Origin of the sequence: Streptomyces sp. NPDC001027 (assembly GCF_040299045.1) — a bacterium.
Lineage (GTDB): Bacteria > Actinomycetota > Actinomycetes > Streptomycetales > Streptomycetaceae > Streptomyces.
In genome coordinates, this window is sequence record NZ_JBEPBI010000162.1 from 1 (window position 1) to 17,735 (window position 17,735).

The 17,735-nt window shown below is 73.4% G+C and carries 16 protein-coding genes; 11 read left to right on the forward strand and 5 right to left on the reverse strand.

Features of this window, described 5'->3' with window-relative positions; all coding sequences use genetic code 11:
* The first annotated feature begins 154 nt into the window (after positions 1–154).
* The 3 genes from ABT300_RS30930 (at position 155) to ABT300_RS30940 (ending at position 1,802) form a co-directional block, all read left to right on the forward strand.
* A complete protein-coding gene (locus tag ABT300_RS30930; RefSeq protein WP_351682563.1) occupies positions 155–679 on the forward strand; it encodes a GNAT family N-acetyltransferase in 525 nt (174 codons plus the stop codon).
* Between the two features lie 91 nt (positions 680–770).
* Positions 771–1,082: a DUF4229 domain-containing protein gene (locus tag ABT300_RS30935; protein WP_351682566.1), complete on the forward strand. Its 312-nt coding sequence runs from the start codon at positions 771–773 to the stop codon at positions 1,080–1,082.
* Between the two features lie 39 nt (positions 1,083–1,121).
* On the forward strand, positions 1,122–1,802 hold the full coding sequence (locus ABT300_RS30940) for a TetR/AcrR family transcriptional regulator (protein ID WP_351682568.1): 681 nt from the start codon (positions 1,122–1,124) through the stop codon (positions 1,800–1,802).
* Between the two features lie 24 nt (positions 1,803–1,826).
* Here the strand turns inward: ABT300_RS30940 and ABT300_RS30945 are convergent, their stop codons facing one another.
* Both ABT300_RS30945 and ABT300_RS30950 read right to left on the reverse strand, forming a co-directional pair.
* Positions 1,827–2,726 (reverse strand): MaoC/PaaZ C-terminal domain-containing protein, encoded by a 900-nt coding sequence (locus ABT300_RS30945; RefSeq protein WP_351682571.1) that lies wholly within the window; start codon positions 2,724–2,726, stop codon positions 1,827–1,829.
* The gene (locus ABT300_RS30950) at positions 2,726–4,063 is read right to left on the reverse strand and encodes a 3-oxoacyl-ACP reductase (protein ID WP_351682601.1); all 1,338 of its coding nucleotides are present in this window, start codon (positions 4,061–4,063) and stop codon (positions 2,726–2,728) included. The genes ABT300_RS30945 and ABT300_RS30950 overlap by 1 nt, the downstream gene beginning before the upstream one ends.
* 136 nt (positions 4,064–4,199) lie before the next feature.
* On the opposite strand from ABT300_RS30950, the gene ABT300_RS30955 reads away from it, so the two are divergent.
* Together ABT300_RS30955 and ABT300_RS30960 are read left to right on the forward strand one after the other, a co-directional pair.
* Positions 4,200–5,498 (forward strand): acetyl-CoA C-acetyltransferase, encoded by a 1,299-nt coding sequence (locus ABT300_RS30955; RefSeq protein WP_351682604.1) that lies wholly within the window; start codon positions 4,200–4,202, stop codon positions 5,496–5,498.
* Positions 5,499–5,764: 266 nt separating this feature from the next.
* Complete coding sequence (locus ABT300_RS30960) at positions 5,765–7,690, forward strand: AMP-dependent synthetase/ligase (protein ID WP_351682574.1); 1,926 nt, start codon at positions 5,765–5,767, stop codon at positions 7,688–7,690.
* A 54-nt stretch (positions 7,691–7,744) separates the two neighbouring features.
* Here ABT300_RS30960 and ABT300_RS30965 read toward each other — a convergent pair whose 3' ends face one another.
* Positions 7,745–8,263, reverse strand: a complete 519-nt coding sequence (locus tag ABT300_RS30965) for a GNAT family N-acetyltransferase (RefSeq protein WP_351682577.1) — start codon at positions 8,261–8,263, stop codon at positions 7,745–7,747.
* Between the two features lie 237 nt (positions 8,264–8,500).
* Here ABT300_RS30965 and ABT300_RS30970 point away from each other — a divergent pair, with 237 nt between their 5' ends.
* The 3 genes from ABT300_RS30970 to kstD all read left to right on the forward strand — a co-directional run bounded on the left by ABT300_RS30970 (position 8,501) and on the right by kstD (position 12,403).
* Positions 8,501–10,042, forward strand: a complete 1,542-nt coding sequence (locus tag ABT300_RS30970; RefSeq protein ID WP_351682580.1) for a helix-turn-helix domain-containing protein — start codon at positions 8,501–8,503, stop codon at positions 10,040–10,042.
* 56 nt (positions 10,043–10,098) lie between these two features.
* Complete coding sequence (locus tag ABT300_RS30975) at positions 10,099–10,503, forward strand: hypothetical protein (protein ID WP_351682583.1); 405 nt, start codon at positions 10,099–10,101, stop codon at positions 10,501–10,503.
* Between the two features lie 145 nt (positions 10,504–10,648).
* Complete coding sequence (gene kstD / locus ABT300_RS30980; protein ID WP_351682586.1) at positions 10,649–12,403, forward strand: 3-oxosteroid 1-dehydrogenase; 1,755 nt, start codon at positions 10,649–10,651, stop codon at positions 12,401–12,403.
* Here the strand turns inward: kstD and ABT300_RS30985 are convergent.
* Positions 12,400–13,110 carry a class I SAM-dependent DNA methyltransferase gene (locus tag ABT300_RS30985; protein WP_351682589.1) on the reverse strand — a complete coding sequence of 237 codons (711 nt, stop codon included), beginning with the start codon at positions 13,108–13,110 and terminating at the stop codon, positions 12,400–12,402. The genes kstD and ABT300_RS30985 overlap by 4 nt on opposite strands.
* A gap of 117 nt (positions 13,111–13,227) precedes the next feature.
* A complete protein-coding gene (locus ABT300_RS30990) occupies positions 13,228–13,431 on the reverse strand; it encodes a cold-shock protein (RefSeq protein WP_003974443.1) in 204 nt (67 codons plus the stop codon).
* A gap of 288 nt (positions 13,432–13,719) precedes the next feature.
* On the opposite strand from ABT300_RS30990, the gene ABT300_RS30995 reads away from it, so the two are divergent.
* The 3 genes from ABT300_RS30995 (at position 13,720) to ABT300_RS31005 (ending at position 17,549) form a co-directional block, all read left to right on the forward strand.
* Positions 13,720–14,577, forward strand: a complete 858-nt coding sequence (locus ABT300_RS30995; RefSeq protein WP_351682592.1) for a menaquinone biosynthetic enzyme MqnA/MqnD family protein — start codon at positions 13,720–13,722, stop codon at positions 14,575–14,577.
* 39 nt (positions 14,578–14,616) lie between these two features.
* Positions 14,617–16,506 carry a serine/threonine-protein kinase gene (locus tag ABT300_RS31000; RefSeq protein WP_351682595.1) on the forward strand — a complete coding sequence of 630 codons (1,890 nt, stop codon included), beginning with the start codon at positions 14,617–14,619 and terminating at the stop codon, positions 16,504–16,506.
* Between the two features lie 104 nt (positions 16,507–16,610).
* The gene (locus tag ABT300_RS31005) at positions 16,611–17,549 is read left to right on the forward strand and encodes a prepilin peptidase (protein ID WP_351682598.1); all 939 of its coding nucleotides are present in this window, start codon (positions 16,611–16,613) and stop codon (positions 17,547–17,549) included.
* Positions 17,550–17,735 lie beyond the last annotated feature (186 nt).

Below are 17,735 nucleotides of genomic sequence, written 5' to 3' on the forward strand. Positions count from 1 at the left end.
CCCCGTGGAGCGCAACACCCGCTACGAGATCATCCGCGAGTACGACGGCCCCGACCCGGCCCTGCGCGAGTCGCCGCAGCCCATGCGCGTGTGACGTCGGGCGTGGGCCCGAAGGCGACGGCGCGACTCCTGTCGTAAGGGTTACGATCCAGGCGTGTCCCTTACTTTCACTCTCGACCCCGCGGTCACCCCGGCCCTGCGCGACGGCGTGCTCGACCTGTGGACGGACGTCTCCAACGCGGGCGGGGCCGTCGGCTTCGTCGCGCCCGTGTCGCGCGACGAGATCCGGCCGGATCTGGTCCGGCACCTCGCAGCCATGGCCGAGGGCCGCAACCGGCTGCTCGTCGGCCAGGACGCGTCGGGCCAGGTGGCGGCGACCGCGTTCTTCGCCTTCAACAGCCATCGCCTCCAGACCCACTGGGTGATGCTGTACACGGTGATGGTCCACCCCCGTCACCAGGGCAAGGGCTACGGTCGCGACCTGCTGGCCGCCGCCGCCGACGCGGCCCGCGGCTTCGACGGCATCGAGGCGATCCGGCTCGGCTGCCGCGGCGGACTCGGCCTGGAGCACTTCTACGGCTCCTGCGGCTACAAGGAGGTCGGCCGGGTGCCCGGCGCGATCCGCGTCGCGCCGGGCGACTACCGCGACGACATCACCATGCTGCTGCCGCTCATGTGACGCAGCGGGCCGTCCACCCCGCTGCGGGGACGCCGGCCCGGCGTGCTTCACTGGACGGAGGCCTCCACGGGAATCGGAAGAGTGGTTTGAGATGCTCCGCTACACGCTGATGCGCCTCGGTGTCTTCGCCGGCTGCCTCGCGGCCGTCTGGGGACTCGTCTACTCGGGCGTCGTCCCGCGCGGCCTCGGTGACTCCAACGGCATGTGGATCGTCCTGCTGGCCCTGGTGATCTCCGCGCCGATCAGCTTCGTCGTGCTGCGCAAGGAGCGCGACCGCGCCTCGGTGACGGTCGTCGAGCGGGTGGACCGCATGAAGGCCAACCTCGAGGCCAACCGGACCCAGGAGGACGAGGCGGTCGACTCCGCCCACGCCCAGGGCCGGACGCAGGAGCAGGCGTCCTGAACGGAGCTGCCGACCGCGGGGCCCAACTAGTCTTGCTCCATGGGTGCCGTGAAGACCAAGCGGATGCCGCGTGCGGTCCGTGAGCAGCAGATGCTGGACGCCGCCGTGGAGACCTTCGGGCGCCGCGGCTACATGGCCGCGTCGATGGACGAGATCGCGGAACTCGCGGGCGTGTCCAAGCCGTTGGTGTATCTGTACCTGAACTCCAAGGAAGACCTCTTCACCGCCTGCATCCGGCGTGAGGCCGCCTCGCTCGTCGAGGCGGTGCGGGGCGGCGTCCGCACGGATCTGCCCGCCGACCGCCAGCTCTGGGACGGACTGCGGGCGTTCTTCGCGCACACCGGGCGGCATCCGCACGCCTGGTCTGTCCTGCATCTCCAGGCCCGCACGCACGGCGAGCCCTTCGCCGGCGAGGTCGCGGCGATGCGCGAGGAGATCGTCGCGTTCGTGACGCAGCTGATCGCGATAGCGGCCCGGGAGGCCCGCCCCCACCCCCGGCTCTGCTCGGGCGGGGGGACTCCCGTCGACCCCGACCTGCCCGAACGCGAGGTCGCCGGGCTCGCCGAGGCCCTGGTCGGGGCCGCCGAGTCGCTCGCCGCCTGGGCCAACACCGACGACGCCGTCTCCTCCCACCAGGCGGCGGCCACCCTGATGAACTTCGCCTGGGCGGGCCTCGGCAACCTCATGGACGGCCGCCCCTGGTCCCCGCCGCCCGCCTGACCGGCCGGACGACCGAACCGCCGCTCACGGCGCGGGCGCGGGCCCCGTGCGCGGGCGCGGGTCGGGCAGCGGATCCACGCGTCCCGTCACATGGGTCCGCGCCGGGTCCCCCGTACCGCACAGGGCGAACCGCGCCCCGTCCGACGCGAACGAGACCGTGCCGGGGAGCAGGACCGGAGCCCGGAAGTCGGCCCGGACCCGGACCCGCTGCGGGACGCCGTGGGCGGCGAGGCAGCGGGCGACGGTCCACATGCCGTGCGCGATGGCCCGAGGGAAGCCGAAGAGCCGCGCGGTGAGCGGGTGGAGGTGGATGGGGTTGCGGTCGCCGGAGGCCGCGCCGTAGCGCCGGCCGACGTCGGCGGCGAGCCGCCACTCGTCGAGCACCGGCAGCGGGCCGGGCTCCGGCTCCCCGGCGGCGGGCGCGGCCCCGGTGGGGTGCCGGGCGAGATATCTGCTCGTCGACTCCCACACCGTCTCGCCGTCCTGCCGCAGTCCGGTGACCACGACGGCCTCCGTCCCGCGCCGGTGCGGGGCCAGCTCCTCGACGTGCACCGAGAGTTCGTAGGTCCCGGCGGACGCGAGCGCGGTGCGGCGGGTGATCTCGATCGACGTGTGGACCAGGCCGAGCAGCGGGAGCGGGAAGCCCCGGCCGCTCATGAGGCTCATGGCCAGCGGGAAGCCGAGGACGTGCGGGTAGGTGAGCGGCAGCGAGTCCTCGCCGGTCGGGAAGCCGCAGACGCGCTCGTAGGCGGCGAGCCGGGTCGGGTCCACGCGCAGGTCGGGCAGCACGAGGCGGTCGCCGGCGCCGGCGAAGGAGACGCCCGGCCCGGGGCGCTTGAAGGGGGAGCGCAGCGCCCCGCGGGCTAGCAGCGGGCCGAGGGACGGCAGCGCGGTCAGGGTCCTCGACGTGGTCGGCGTGCGCACTACGCCCCCAGCAGGCTCTGGCCGCACACCCGCACGACCTGTCCGTTGACCGCGCCGGAGGCTGGGTGCGCGAGCCACGCCGTCGTCTCGGCGACGTCGACGGGCAGCCCGCCCTGCGCCAGCGAGTTCATGCGCCGGCCCGCCTCGCGGATGAAGAGCGGCACCGCGGCGGTCATCTTCGTCTCGATGAAGCCGGGCGCGACCGCGTTCACCGTGACCCCGTGCTCCGCGAGCGCGTGGGGCGCGAGGGTGCGCACGAGTCCCGCGATCCCCGCCTTGCTCGCGCCGTAGTTCGTCTGGCCCGCGTTGCCCGCGAGTCCGGCGATGGAGGCGGTGGCGACGATCCGCCCGCCCGGCCGCAGCACCCCCTTGGCGAGCAGCGCGTCCGTGGTGCGCAGCACGCTCGCCAGGTTGACGTCGAGCACCGAACTCCAGCGTTCTGCGGGCATGTTGACCAGCCGCCGGTCCCGGGTGATGCCGGCGTTGTGGATCAGCACGTCCAGTCCGCCGGGCAGTTCGGCGGCGATCCGCTCGCCCGCGTCGGGCGCCGTGACGTCGAGCGCGAGGGCTGCGCCGCCGAGCCGTTCGGCGAGCCGACGGGCGTCGTCCTCGGCCTGCGGCACGTCGAGGACGACGACCCGGGCGCCGTCCTGGGCCAGCCGCTCGGCGACGGCCGCGCCGATGCCGCGGGCGCCGCCGGTGACGAGCGCGGTGCGGCCGGCGAGGGGGAGCGCCCAGTCGTCGGGGCCCTCGGAGCCGGCCGAGCCGGCGGTTCCCACGCCGATCACCTGCCCGCTGACGTAGGCCGACCTGGGGGAGAGGAGGAAGCTCAGGGTGGACTCGGCGGCCCGCGCGTCGGTCAGCCGGACCAGGTTGACGGTCCTGCCGCGTCCGATCTCCTTGCCGAGGGAGCGCACGAACCCTTCCAGCGCCTGCTGCACGGCCGCCTGTCCGTGGTCGTCGGGGTCGAGGGGTGCGCCGAGGACCACGATCCGGCCGCTGGCCGTGACCGACCGCACCACCGGGTGCAGGGCCGCGTGCACCTCGGCGAGCGTGTCGACGTCCCGGACGCCGGTCGCGTCGAGGACGACGGCGCAGGGGTCGGGGACGCCGGCCGCGCCTACGTCCTCGGGGCCGTGGAGCGGCAGACCTGTGCGGTCCGGCACCGGTGCGGGGCCCAGCGTGGACCTCCCGGCCGTAAGGTGGATCAAGGAGCCGGTGAGGGAGGGGCGTTCGGCCGACCAGCGCAGCAGCGCCGCCGGTTGCGGCAGACCGAGTCTCCGGGTGAGGAAACGGCCCGGTGCGGTGGCGGTGAAGCTCAGATAGCGGTCGGCCACGTTCTCTCCCACAGGCTCGGCGCACATGCTTACTCTGGAGTAAGGTTACCCGGGGTAAGTCTAGGTCAAGGGTGAGGAGCAGGTCGAGATGAGTCCCTCGGAGCCGTCACGGCTGAAGCTGGTGGAGCCCTCGCTCATGAGCCCTTCCGAGCCCCCGCGCGCCCGCCGGGTCGCTATCGTCGGCGGCTCGCGCATCCCCTTCGCCCGCTCCGACGGCCCCTACGCCACCGCCTCCAACCAGGAGATGCTGACGGCGGCGGTGAACGGGCTGGTGGGCCGCTACGCCCTCGACGTCCCCGGCGTGGTGGGCGAGGTGGTCGCCGGGGCCGTCCTCAAGCACAGCCGTGACTTCAACCTGGCCCGCGAGACCGTCCTCGGCTCGAAGCTCGACCCCCGCACCCCCGCCTACGACATCCAGCAGGCCTGCGGCACCGGCCTGCAGGCCGTGATCGCCGCCGCCAACAAGATCGCCCTCGGCCAGACCGACTCGGCCGTCGCGGGCGGCGCGGACACCGCGAGCGACGCGCCGCTGGGCGTCAACGACCGGCTGCGGCGCATCCTCCTGGAGGCCCGCCGGGCGAAGACCGCCGGAGACCGCCTCAAGGCGCTCGCGCAGATCCGCCCCTCCCACCTGATCCCCGAGATCCCGCGCAACGCCGAACCGCGCACCGGTCTGTCCATGGGCGAGCACGCCGCCGTCACCGCCCGCGTCTGGGGCGTCGAGCGCGAGGCCCAGGACGTGCTGGCGGCCGCCAGTCACCAGCGCCTCGCGGCCGCCTACGAGCGCGGCTTCTTCGACGACCTCGTCGTCCCGTTCCGCGACCTGGCCCGCGACCAGAACCTGCGGCCGGACTCCACCGTCGAGAAACTGGCCCGGCTGAAGCCGGTGTTCGGCGTCGACGGCCCCGAACCGACCATGACGGCGGGCAACTCGACGCCGCTGACGGACGGCGCCGCGGTCGTCCTCCTCGCCTCCGAGGAGTGGGCCGAGGCCCGCGGCCTGGAACCGCTCGCCTACCTGACGGCCTATGAGACGGCGGCCGTGGACTTCGTGCGCGGCGACGCGGCGGACGGCGGCTCCGGGACCGGCGACGGTCTGCTGATGGCCCCCGCGTACGCCGTCCCGCGCATGCTGCAACGGGCCGGCCTCGGCATGGAGGACTTCGACCTGGTCGAGGTCCACGAGGCCTTCGCCTCCCAGGTGCTGGCGACGCTCGCGGCCTGGGAGAAGCAGGGCCTCGCCCCGGTCGACCGGGACCGGCTGAACGTCGCCGGCTCCTCGCTCGCCACCGGCCATCCCTTCGCGGCGACCGGCGCCCGCATCGTCGCGACCCTCGCCAAGCTGCTCGCCGAGCAGCACGGACCCTCGCGCGGCCTGATCTCCGTCTGCGCGGCGGGCGGCCAGGGGGTCACCGCGATCCTGGAGCGGGCGTGAGTGAACGGCAGGGTGCGAGTGAACGGCGGCCCCGGCTGAGGCCCCGACAAACCTGAAGATCCCTCACATAACCGCCGAGACTGCACAGCCCCGACCCCGGAACATCCCGGAACACGCACAAGCCCCCCATGTGAGCGCCGTACGATCCCCTACCTAACTGGCGGTAACCCCTTTCATAGGGGGCATCCCGGTTGAACGCGTCGGTGCGCGAAGCACGTACGTCATGCAGCAAGCAGTTTCTTCGCTGCACGCCCAGGGAGCCGCCCGTGTCCACCCCGTACTCAGCCGCCGGCTCGGCCTACGCCGACCCTGACGCTCCTCCCGCCCTCGTGGAACCCGAGACGCGACGACTGGACGGCGCCGTGCGGGAGGCGTCCCTGCCGGCCCTCGCCCGCCCGGTGACGTACGGCTCGCTCGCCGACCTGCCCTACGACAACGCGGCGGCCGTCCCCGAGTCGGTGGTCCTCAGCCGCCGGGGACCGGACGGGGACTGGACCGACATCACGGCGGAACGCTTCGCCGCCCAGGTCCACGCCGTGGCCCGCGGGCTGATCGCGGAGGGACTGGCGCCCGGCGACCGGATCGCCATCATGTCGCGCACCACCTACGAGTGGACCCTGCTCGACTTCGCGGCCTGGGCGGCCGGCCTGGTCACCGTGCCCGTCTACCCGACCTCCTCCGTCTTCCAGACCCGCTGGATCCTCCAGGACTCCGGCGCGGTCGCCCTCGTCACCGAGACCGCGGGCCAGGCGGCGGCCCTCGGCCCCGAACGCGACCGGCTGCCAGACCTCCAGCACATGTGGGTCATGGAGAAGGGGCACGTGGACCGGCTGATCGAGGCGGGCGAGCGGGTGCCGGACGCCGAGGTCGAGATCCGCCGCGGCATGCTCGTCCCCGACACGCTCGCCACCCTCATCTACACCTCCGGCACCACCGGCCGGCCCAAGGGCTGCGCGCTCACCCACGGCAACTTCTTCGCCGAGGTCGACAACGCGATCGAACTCCTCTACCCGGTCTTCAAGGCCAAGAACGACGACGAGCTCTCCGTCCTCCTCTTCCTCCCCATGTCGCACGTCTTCGGCCGGATGGTCGCCATCGCCTGCATCCGCGCCCGCGTCCGCCTCGGTCACGCCCCGAGCCTCAAGGCGGACCAGCTCCTGCCGGACCTGGCGGCCTTCAGACCCACCTGTCTGCTGGCGATCCCGTACATGCTGGAGAAGATCTTCAACACCGCCCGCGCGAAGGCCGAGGCGGGCGGCAAGCTGTCCTCCTTCGACCGGGCCGTGAGCACGGCCCGCCGCTACGGCGAGGCCGTCGAGGCGCAGAAGACCGGCGAGGGATCCGGCCCGGCGGCCACCCTGCGCGCCGCCCGCGCCTTCTACGACCCGCTCGTCTACCGCCGCATCCGCAACGCCATGGGCGGCAGGGTCCGCCACGCCATCTGCGGCGGCTCCCCCCTCGGCCGGCGCCTCTCCGCCTTCTACCTCGGCGCGGGCATCGAGATCTACGAGGGCTACGGCCTGACCGAGACCACGGGCGCGTCCACGGTGACCCCGCCGATGAAACCCCGGCTGGGCACAGTCGGCTGGCCGCTTCCCGGCACGAGGATCCGCATCGCCGCGGACGGCGAGATCCTCATCGCCGGCGACCACGTGCTGCGCGGCTACTGGGACCCGGCGGCCGGCGGAGTGGTCCCCGCCGCCCCCGACGGCTGGCTCGCCACCGGCGACCTCGGCGAGCTCGACGACGAGGGCTATCTGACCATCACCGGCCGCAAGAAGGAGATGATCATCACGGCCGGCGGCAAGAGCGTCGCCCCCGCGCCGCTGGAGAACTGGCTGCGCTCGCACCCCCTGATCTCCCAGGCCATGGTCCTCGGCGACGGCCGCCCCTACGTCTCCGCGCTGCTCACCCTCGACCCCGACGGCCTCACCCACTGGCGGCACATGAACGGCAAGCACCCGGTGCCGGCGGAGCTGCTCATCGACGACGCGGAGCTCAACGCGGTGCTCCAGCGGGCCGTCGACGAGGCCAACAAGCTGGTCTCGCGCCCCGAGTCGATCCGCCGCTTCGTCATCCTGCCGACCGACTTCACCGAACAGGCCGGCCACCTCACCCCGTCGATGAAACTCCGCCGGGAGGCGGTCCTGCGGGACTTCGCGGAACAGGTGGAGGGACTCTACGAGAGATGACCCCGGCGGGATCGCCCGCACCGACCGGACCGCCGAGGCGGGACCGCCGCCCGCTCAGGGCGCGTCGTCCCGCAGCACGCTGTAGGACAGGCTGTCGCGCCAGCGCCCGTCGCGGAACACGACGCTGCGCAACACGCCCTCGCGGGTGAAACCGGCCTTCTCCAGGGCGCGTTGCTCGGCGATGTTCTCCACATCGGTGTGCGCCTCGATCCGCGCGGCGGGCGTGTGCGCGAACAGGTAGCGGGCCAGGAGGCGCTGGGCCTGGGTGCCGACGCCGCGCCCCTGCGCCCGCGGCAGCAGTTGGATGCCTATGTTCCAGTAGGAGGAGTGGGGCACGGTGACGATCCTGCGCCAGGCCACGAAGCCGAGCGGCTCCGCGCCGGACGCCACCATCAACTGGCCCCCGTCGACGGACAGCATGCCGTTCTCGGCCCAGCGCCGCCGCATGCGCCCGGGGTCCGTCCAGCCGAACCACGAGAACGTCCCGGCCGCCTCGGGGTCGAGCGCGAACTGTTCCAGCATCGGCAGATCGTCCTCGCGGACGGGGCGCAGTCGCACGGTGTCATCGATCACCCGGCCACGCTAGCCGTACACGGCAGGACGTGTCAGCGGGTGATGCAGTCGGCGAACTCCCGTGCAAGACCCTTGACTTGACAGGACCAGCCGCTCCTCGGGACGTACGGCGTCGTCGAGACTCCGCCGGGAGGCGATCCTGCGTCATTCACGGCTGAGGTCGAAGAGCTGTACGAGAGGTGAACGTGTGATTTCCTGCGTCCTGACGGGACATCGGCGACGGAAAGTGGTTGCGCAGTGGGGGAGTTGGGGCGTGAGCACGGGCTCGACGAGCTGCTGCGAATGGTCCAGCGCCGCGCGTCCCCGGCCGATGTGCTGGACTGGCTCGGGCGGCGGACGGCGACCGCCGTGGCCTGGATCGGTTCCGGCGGCCGGATCGAGGCGGCCACCGATGGCTTCCCCCATGCGGCCGTCGAGGCGCTGAGGGAGCAGCTGGAGCGGCTCGCCGACGGCCGGCTCGGCGCGGCCACCGCCCACCACGGCGACCTGGAGGTACACCTCGAAGCCTGCGGTCCGCAGGCCCCGCGCCCGGTCCTCGTCACCGTCGGCGCGGCCGGACGATCCCGCGAGGCGGCTGCTCTCGTCTCCCGGGCCGGCGGCCTGCTGCATCTGCTCGGCGAGGCGCGCAGGGCCGACCACAGCGCCCGCGGCCATGAGGAGAAGGCACGCGCCCTGCGCTTCGCCGTGCTGACCGCCCTGATGACCGGGGACGTCACCCTGGCCCGTCGCATGACCCACCGGGACGTCCCGCCGCTCCTGGACGCCGAACGCGTCCGGGTCCATCTGCTGCACTGCCCGCCCGCCGACCGGGACCGGCTGGCCAGCGCCTTCCAGGACGCCTCCGGCTATCACGGAGCCGGCCTCATGGTGCACTGCCCGGCCTTCCTGGACCACTTGATCTGCCCGATCGCCGAGCGGGAGGGCGACGGCGAGGGCAGCGGAGGCCCGGGTCCGGACGACCGGCTGGCGGGCGTGCTGCGACGGCTGGTGCGCGAGAACCGCGGTTACGCGCTCGGCGTCAGCAGACCTCACCCGATCGCCGCCACGGCCGCGGCGTACGGGGAGGCGGTGCACGCTCTCGCCGTCGGCCGCAACTCCCCCGAACGCCTGGCCGTCTACCACGGCAGCCCGTCGCTGCTGCCGCTGCTGCCCAGACCGGCGGCCCTGTCCTGGGCCCGTGCCCATGTCGAGCCGCTGCTCGGCGAAGCGAAGATCACCCAGGACGTCACCCGCCTCGCCGTCGCCTTTCCCCGCTCCGCGGTGGCCCGTCTGCTGGGCATCAGCCGCACCACCGTCGCCGCGCACTGCGGCCGGGCCGAACGGGCCCTGCGGGCCGACCTCGGCGACGTCCGCGTCCGCGCCGGACTGGAACTGGCCCTGGCCCTCAGCGGCCTCCCCCCGGAGGCAGGGGCCGAGGCGGCGGCCTCGGGCGCGCCGTCCCTCGCGCACCTCCTGAGCAGCGAGCCCGCCGTCGACTGGGCGACGAGGTTCCTTGAACCCCTCGGTGAGGCAGCCCACCGAGACCTCCACGCCACCTTGCGTGCCTGGGTCGGCCACAACACCGACGCCCAACGGGCCGCCGAAGTCCTGTCCGTGAGCCGCAACACGGTACGGGCCCGGCTGCGCACCGCCGAACGCCTCCTCAACCGCGACCTGCTGACGACCGGGTCCGGCCTCCACGACATCGTGCACGCGCTCGCCGCGACTGATCACCGTGCACACTTCAGGGACGGAAATGGCCACTGTGCACCGTGGTCCCTCAGGGACAGCGCGCCCTAGCGTGATCCACGCGGGTCGAACAAACCCGTTCCGATCGCTTCCCTCGGGGGTATCTCATGAACAAGTTCCGTGCCGGCGGCATCGTGGTCGCGGCCGCGGCGCTGGTCGCGCTGGCCAACTCGCCTGCTCTGGCCGGCACGAACGCCACCTCCTGGGGCCAGAGCAAGAAGGAAACCTGTTCCGCCAGCTCGGTCGGCACCTTCGAGGCCGAGGGCGAATGGTTCCACGTCAAGGACGTGTGCGAGGACCACATGTCCGCGGTCATCAAGGTGGACGTGGCCCCGTACAAGTCCGACGGCGGTTACGACTTCACGATCTGGAACCCGGGTGGCAACGGCACCACGAAGTCGGTGAACAAGAAGTACGACGAAGGCACGGGCGTGTGCATCCAGGCGGGCCTGGGCGAGTACAGCTCCGGTGAGTGGGGCCTGTGGGGCGCCTGGTCCTGCGGCAAGGCCTGACCCGTACCCCGCAGTGATCAGCCCACGCCGTGAGCGAGGAAGTGCGCCCATGGCGTGGGCGTGAGGGACGCAGTGGCCCTTGACTTCCCAAGACCCCCGCGCGACATTCCCGGTTCTCGCGCGTTCCGTCTGGGCTGGAGTCGACATGACCGGATCCCCCTCCCGAAGACATCTGCTGGCCGGCGCCGCCGGCGCCGGGCTGGCCGTGGCCACGGGGGTGCAACAGGGCGCCCGGGCCGCCGACCTGCCCCTGCTCGGGACGTACGACGTCGTCGTCGTCGGGTCCGGGGCGGCCGGGATGACCGCCGCGCTGACCGCGGCCCGGCAGGGGCTGAGCTGTGTGGTGGTCGAGAAGGCGGCGACCTTCGGGGGCTCGGCCGCCCGGTCCGGCGCCGGGATCTGGATCCCGAACAACCCGGTGATCCTCGCGGCGGGCGTCCCCGACACCCCCGCGAAGGCCGCTGCCTACCTCGCCGCCGTCGTCGGCCCGGAGGTCCCCGCCGACCGGCAGCGCGCCTTCCTCGCGCACGGCCCGGCGATGCTCGCCTCCGTCATGGCCCACAGCCCGCTGCGCTTCCGCTGGATGGAGGGTTACAGCGACTACTACCCCGAGCTTCCCGGAGGCCTCCCGGGCGGCCGCTCCGTCGAGCCCGACCAGCTCGACGGAAACCTCCTCGGCGCGGACCTGGCCCGCCTCAACCCCTCGTACCTCCAGGTGCCGGCCGGGATGGCGGTCTTCAGCGCCGACTACAAGTGGCTCAACCTGACCGCTGTCAGCGTGCGGGGCGCCGCCGTCGCCGCCGAGTGCCTGGCCCGCGGCACGAAGGCCGCGCTCCTCGGGCAGAAGCCGCTCACCATGGGCCAGTCCCTGGCGGGCGGCCTGCGGCTCGGGCTGCGCGCCGCCGGAGTGCCGGTCTGGCTGTCCAGCCCGCTCACCGACCTGCACGTCGAGGGCGGAGCCGTCGTCGGCGCGGTGATCACCCGCGACGGCGCGCCCGGCCTGGTCCGGGCCCGGCGCGGGGTCGTCGTCGGCTCCGGCGGCTTCGAGCACGACGCGGCCATGCGGGCCCGGTACCAGCGCCAGCCGATCGGCACCGAGTGGAGCGTCGGCGCGAAGGAGAACACCGGGGACGGCATCCGGGCAGGACAGCGGCTCGGCGCCGACCTCGCCCTCATGGACGACGCCTGGTGGGGCCCGGCGATCCCGCTCCCCGGCCAGCCCTGGTTCTGCCTCGCCGAACGCACCCTCCCCGGCGGACTCCTGGTCAACGCGGCCGGCCGCCGCTTCGTCAACGAGGCCGCCCCCTACGGCGACGTCGTCCACACCATGTACGACCAGAACCCGACCGACCGCGCGATCCCGGCCTGGCTGATCACCGACCAGAACTACCGCAACCGCTACCTGTTCAAGGACGTGGCCCCGACCCTGCCCTTCCCGGCCGACTGGTACAGCTCGGGGGCCGCGCACAAGGCCTGGTCCCTGGACGCGCTGGCCGCCGCGATCGGCGTCCCGGGGCCGGCCCTGCGCGCCACCGTCGACCGCTTCAACACGCTCGCGCTGCGGGGCGACGACACCGACTTCGGGCGGGGCGACAGCGCCTACGACCACTACTACACGGACCCGGGAGTCTTCCCGAACTCCTGTCTCGCGCCCCTGTGGCTGCCTCCCTTCCACGCCTTCCGCATCGTCCCCGGCGACCTCGGCACCAAGGGCGGCCTGCGCACCGACGCCCGCGCGCGGGTGCTGCGACCCGACGGCTCCGTCATCCCGGGGCTGTACGCCGCCGGCAACGCCAGCGCGGCGGTCATGGGGCACAGCTACGCCGGCGCCGGTTCGACGATCGGACCCGCGATGACCTTCGGATACATCGCGGCCCTCGACCTCGCCGGGGCGCTCTAGGAATCCGCGCCGGGTCCGGCGGCGGACCCTGCCCCCTCCGCCGCTCCCGTCTCCGGGGGCCTGCGCGCGATGAGGAGAGCCTGGGGAGTCGGCTCGTCGAGGCTCGCGTCCGGCTCCCGCACCGTGCGTGACAGCACGGTGAAGCCGGCCGCGGTCAGCAGCGCGGCCATCGTCTCCGGGCGCCGGCGCTCGAAGTCGAGGGCGACGGGATGGCCCCAGGGCCGGTCGTGGCGCCGGGGCTCGTCGCCGACCTGGAAGGCCAGCAGGAGGTGGCCGCCCGGGGTCAGGACGCGGCGGAGTTCGGCGAAGAGCGCCGGCAGCCGGTCCAGCGGGGTGTGGATGGTCGAGTAGAAGGAGACGACGCCGGCCAGGGACCCGTCCGGGAAGTCCAGCTCCAGCATCGAGCCCTGTGCGAACCGGATCCCCGGGTTCTCGCGCCGGGCGATCGCCAGCATCGACTCCGACAGGTCGACCCCGGACACGTCGAGCCCGAGCGAGGCGAGCCGTGCGGTGGTGCGGCCGGGACCGCAGCCCAGGTCGGCCACCCGGCCGCCGGGCCCGACGAGCTCGGCGTAGGCGGTGAGGACGGCCCGCTCCAGCGGCCTCGCGGCGAGCTCGTCACGGAACAGCTCGGCGTAGTCCTCGGCGACGGCGTCGTAGAACGCGCGGGTGGTGGCGACGAACGCGTCTGCGTGAGTGTCGGTCATGGGTGGGGAGCCTAGGAGGCCCGACCGACATCGGGGGCGAAGGCAGGAGCCCCGTGCCGAACGGCACAGGGCTCCTTGGGTACTGCTCTCAGACTTGCGATCTCAGGGTGTGGAAGATCAGACGGGGGTGACGTTCTCCGCCTGGGGACCCTTCGGGCCCTGCGTCACGTCGAAGGAGACCTGCTGGTTCTCCTCGAGCGAGCGGAAGCCCTGCGCGTTGATCGCGGAGTAGTGGACGAAGACGTCGGGGCCGCCGCCTTCCTGGGCGATGAAGCCAAAGCCCTTTTCGGCGTTGAACCACTTCACGGTTCCGGTAGCCATAAGCCCTCCTTGGGCCCAAAGGGTTGCCCTGCTCCAGAACCCTGCAAGCGTGAAAGCAAGTGCCGCACAACTGCATACGTCTGAAAACGACGAGAGCCCGCGGTTACATGCTCCGCAGGCTCTGTACTGCAAGGGAAACCAAACTGCAACTTGCGGCGAGCCTAGCATGGGGGCAGCCGAAAGCAATAGAGGTCAAGATCACGTCACTCGGACGTTTGAAGATCCATGAAAGGGGTTGACTCGGGGGTCGGAGTCCGCAGCGTACCCGACGGGGTCTAGCCTCGCGATGTGGACAATTCTCGCACCCGGCCGCGCGTCGGCCACATCCAGTTCCTCAACTGCCTGCCCCTCTACTGGGGGCTCGCGAGAACCGGCACGCTCCTCGACTTCGACCTGACCAAGGACACCCCGGAGAAACTCAGCGAGCAGCTGGTGCGGGGCGATCTCGACATCGGGCCCGTGACCCTCGTCGAGTTCCTCAAGAACGCCGACGACCTCGTCGCCTTCCCCGACATCGCCGTGGGCTGCGACGGCCCGGTGATGTCCTGCGTGATCGTCTCGCAGGTCCCGCTGGACCGGCTCGACGGCGCCCGGGTCGCCCTCGGCTCGACCTCCCGGACCTCGGTGCGCCTCGCGCAACTGCTCCTGGCCGACCGCTTCGGCGTCCGGCCGGACTACTACACCTGCCCGCCCGACCTCAGTCTGATGATGCAGGAGGCCGAGGCCGCCGTCCTCATCGGCGACGCGGCGCTGCGGGCCAACCTGCTGGACGGACCGCGGTTCGGCCTGGAGGTGCACGACCTCGGCCGGCTGTGGAAGGAGTGGACCGGACTGCCCTTCGTCTTCGCGGTGTGGGCGGCCCGGCGCGACTACCTGGAGCGCGAGCCCGTCCTGACCCGCCAGGTCCACCAGGCCTTCCTCGACTCCCGCAACCTCTCCCTGGAGGAGGTCGGCAAGGTCGCCGAGCAGGCGGCCCGCTGGGAGGAGTTCGACGAAGCCGTCCTTGAGCAGTACTTCACCACCCTCGACTTCCGTTTCGGCGCGCCCCAGCTGGAGGCCGTGACGGAGTTCGCCCGTCGCGTCGGTCCGACGACGGGCTTCCCGGCGGACGTCAGAGTGGAACTGCTCCGGCCACGATCTGCGTAGTCTCCTACGGAGTCCTGACGGGGGAAGGGGAGAGCGCCCATGCAGCCGCTCGGAGACGGTGAACCCACGACCGTGGGGCCCTACCGGCTGCTCGGCCGGCTGGGATCCGGCGGCATGGGCCGGGTCTACCTCGGCCGCAGCGCCGGCGGCCGCACGGTGGCCGTGAAGATCGTGCATCCCCACCTCGCGCTCGACGAGGAGTTCCGCGCCCGCTTCCGGCGCGAGGTCGAGGCCGCGAGGCGGGTGGGCGGGGCGTGGACCGCGCCGGTCCTGGACGCGGACCCGGACGCGACGGTGCCCTGGGTGGCCACCGGTTACGCGGCCGGACCGTCCCTGGCCGCGGCCGTCGCGTCCCACGGAGCGCTGCCCGAGCACTCCGTGCGGGTGCTGGGCGCCGGCCTCGCGGAGGCCCTCGGCACGGTGCACGAACTGGGCCTGGTGCACCGGGACGTCAAGCCGTCCAACGTGCTGCTGACCGTGGACGGTCCGCTGCTGATCGACTTCGGCATCGCCCGCGCGACCGACGGCACCGCCTCGCTCACCTCGACCGGCGTCTCGGTCGGCTCGCCCGGCTACATGGCCCCGGAGCAGATCCTCGGCCGGGGCGCGTCCGGCGCGGCTGACGTCTTCTCCCTCGGCGCGGTGCTGGTGTACGCGGCCACCGGACGGTCCCCGTTCCCCGGCGACTCGTCGGCCGCGCTCCTCTACAAGGTGGTCCACGAGGAACCGGAGCTCGGCTCGCCGGAGGACGGGCTGCGCGGTGAACTGCGGGAGGTCGCCGCGGCCTGCCTCGCCAAGGACCCGGCCGAGCGGCCGTCCCCCGCGGACGTGGCCCGGCGCCTCGCGCCCGAGGGCGCGGCCCGGCTGGTCGCGGGCGGCTGGCTGCCGGGAGCGCTGGTGGAACAGCTGGGCCGCAGCGCCGTCCAGTTGCTGAACCTGGAGGGCACGCGGGCCGGCGCGGAGCCCCACGCGTCGGGACCGGTCGGGTTCAGCAGCGCGGCGATGACGTCGGGGCAGCCCGCGGGAACGGCCTCGGCAGGCGTCCCGGCGGGCGCGCCGCCGGCCTCGCCGGGGGTGTTCGGGCCGCCACCGGTGATGGACGCGCTGCCCGCGACACCGGCGGACCGGGCCGACCGCTCCGCCGCCGGGCCCCCGGTCCTGCCCGTGCCGACGCCGAGGGACGCCGGGCCCGCGTCCGTCGGGGCGGCTTCCGCCGGGGCCGAAGGCGCCGGCCGTTCCGAAGACGCGGGACGCGCCGACGGCCGCGGCCGGCTCTCGGTCACCGTGGCGGGCAGCGCGACGCCCGGCGAGGGCGGTCGCGGGCGGCGACTGAGCTGCACCGTCGCGCTGGCGGTCGCGGGCGCGATGGCGGCGGTGACGGTCGGCTCGGTGCTGCTGTTCCAGCTGTTGCCGGGCGACGGCGGCCAGGACACCGAGGCCGGCAGCGACGCGAGCTCCACCGTGCCGACGGCTGCGGCGAGCCCCGGCGCCACGGGAGGCGCGACGCCGAGCCCCGGCGGCACCGCGGAGCAGTCGCCCGCGGCGAGTCCCCGGGCCACCGACGGCTCGTCGTCCGCCACCCTCCCCGCCCGGTACGTCGGCACCTGGGAAGGGCAGGGCAGCGGCCTCGACGGCGCCCTGCCGATGGGCACGTTCCGGGTGACGGTCCAACGGGCGGTCGTGGGCGGGAAGCTGGGGGAGCTGCGGCAGACGGACGTGCTCGGCGGCGTCTGCGTCGACATTCTGACGCTGAAGCAGGTGACGGCGAAGGAGGTCGTCGCCACGTCCGTGGGCGCCGCGAACAACCACGGCGGCTGCAATCCGAAGCCGCACCCGATCCGGCTCACACCGACCGGCGACGACCTGACCTACACCTCCGAGAGCGCGGCGGAGGGCAACCCGGTCGCACGGATGTCAAGGGTCGACTGAGGCGTGTTCGCGTTCCGAGAGTCCCGTCTGCCGGGGAGGCGAGCGGTGTCGTGCCGACGGGTTTCCCCTCCGGCGTCCTCCCCGTGTCCCTACGCTCTCTGACGATGACGACACCTCCCGGCGACCTGACGCTGGCCGCCGTCGCCGCGCTGTGGGGCGCCGCGAGCGGCGCGCTGCTGCCGCGGGCCGCCTACCGCTTCTCCGTCCCCCCGGAGGAGGAACAGGACGACGAGCAGTCCGAGCAGTTCGAGCAGTCCGCGCCGGTGGCAACGGTGGCGCCGGAAGCACCGGCAGTGCAGGAGGGCCGAGACGGCCAGGACGGGCCGGGAGCGCAGGAAGCGCAGGAAACGCAGGAAGCCCTGGAAGCTGAGGAAGCCCAGGGGGACCTGGGGGGCCCGGGGGGCGAGGAGGCGGTCGGGGGCTGGCGGGCGACCTGCCCGGCCGGGCACCCGTTCCGGGGCTGGCTCGGACGCGCGCACTGTCGTGGCTGCGCCGGCGCCGTCGCCCCCGGCGCCCTCCTTCTCCCCGTCCTCACCGCGCTCGTGTGCGCCGCCCTCGCCGCGGCGACCGGTGTGCGACCCGAGTCGGCGGTGTGGCTGGCGCTCGCGCCGGTCGGGGTGCTGCTGGCCGTCGTCGACGTACGCGTGCGGAGGCTGCCCGACCCGCTCACCCTCCCGTTCGCGGTCGCCGCCCTGGTCCTGCTGGGCCTGGCCGCGCTGCTCCCCGAGCACGCCGGGGACTGGACGACGGCCCTGCTGGGCGCGCTCGCCCTCGGCGCCGGCCACCTCGTGCTGCACCTCGTCAACCCGGCCGGCATGGCCTTCGGCGATGTGAAGCTCGCGCTCGGCATGGGCGCCGTCCTCGGCTGGTACGGCTGGCCGACCGTCATGCTGGGCGCCTTCGCCGCGTTCCTGTTCGGCGCGTTGTACGGCGGCGCGCTGTACGTCGTGGGGCGGGCGGGACGCGGGACGCTGATCGCCTTCGGGCCGTTCATGCTCGTGGGGACGCTCGCCGGGGTGCTCGTCGGCGCGTACGCGGCCTGAGGTCGGGACGCCGAGAGGGCTGGCGTAGGCTGGATCGGTCTGTCCACAACCCTTGACGAAAGGGACGCCCCCGGTGACCGAGAAGGCCGAACTTCAGTCCGTCCTCGACCGTGCCGCCGCCGGTGGGCGGATCACCCCCGAAGAGGCTCTGGACCTCTACCGCGACGCCCCGCTGCACGCGCTGGG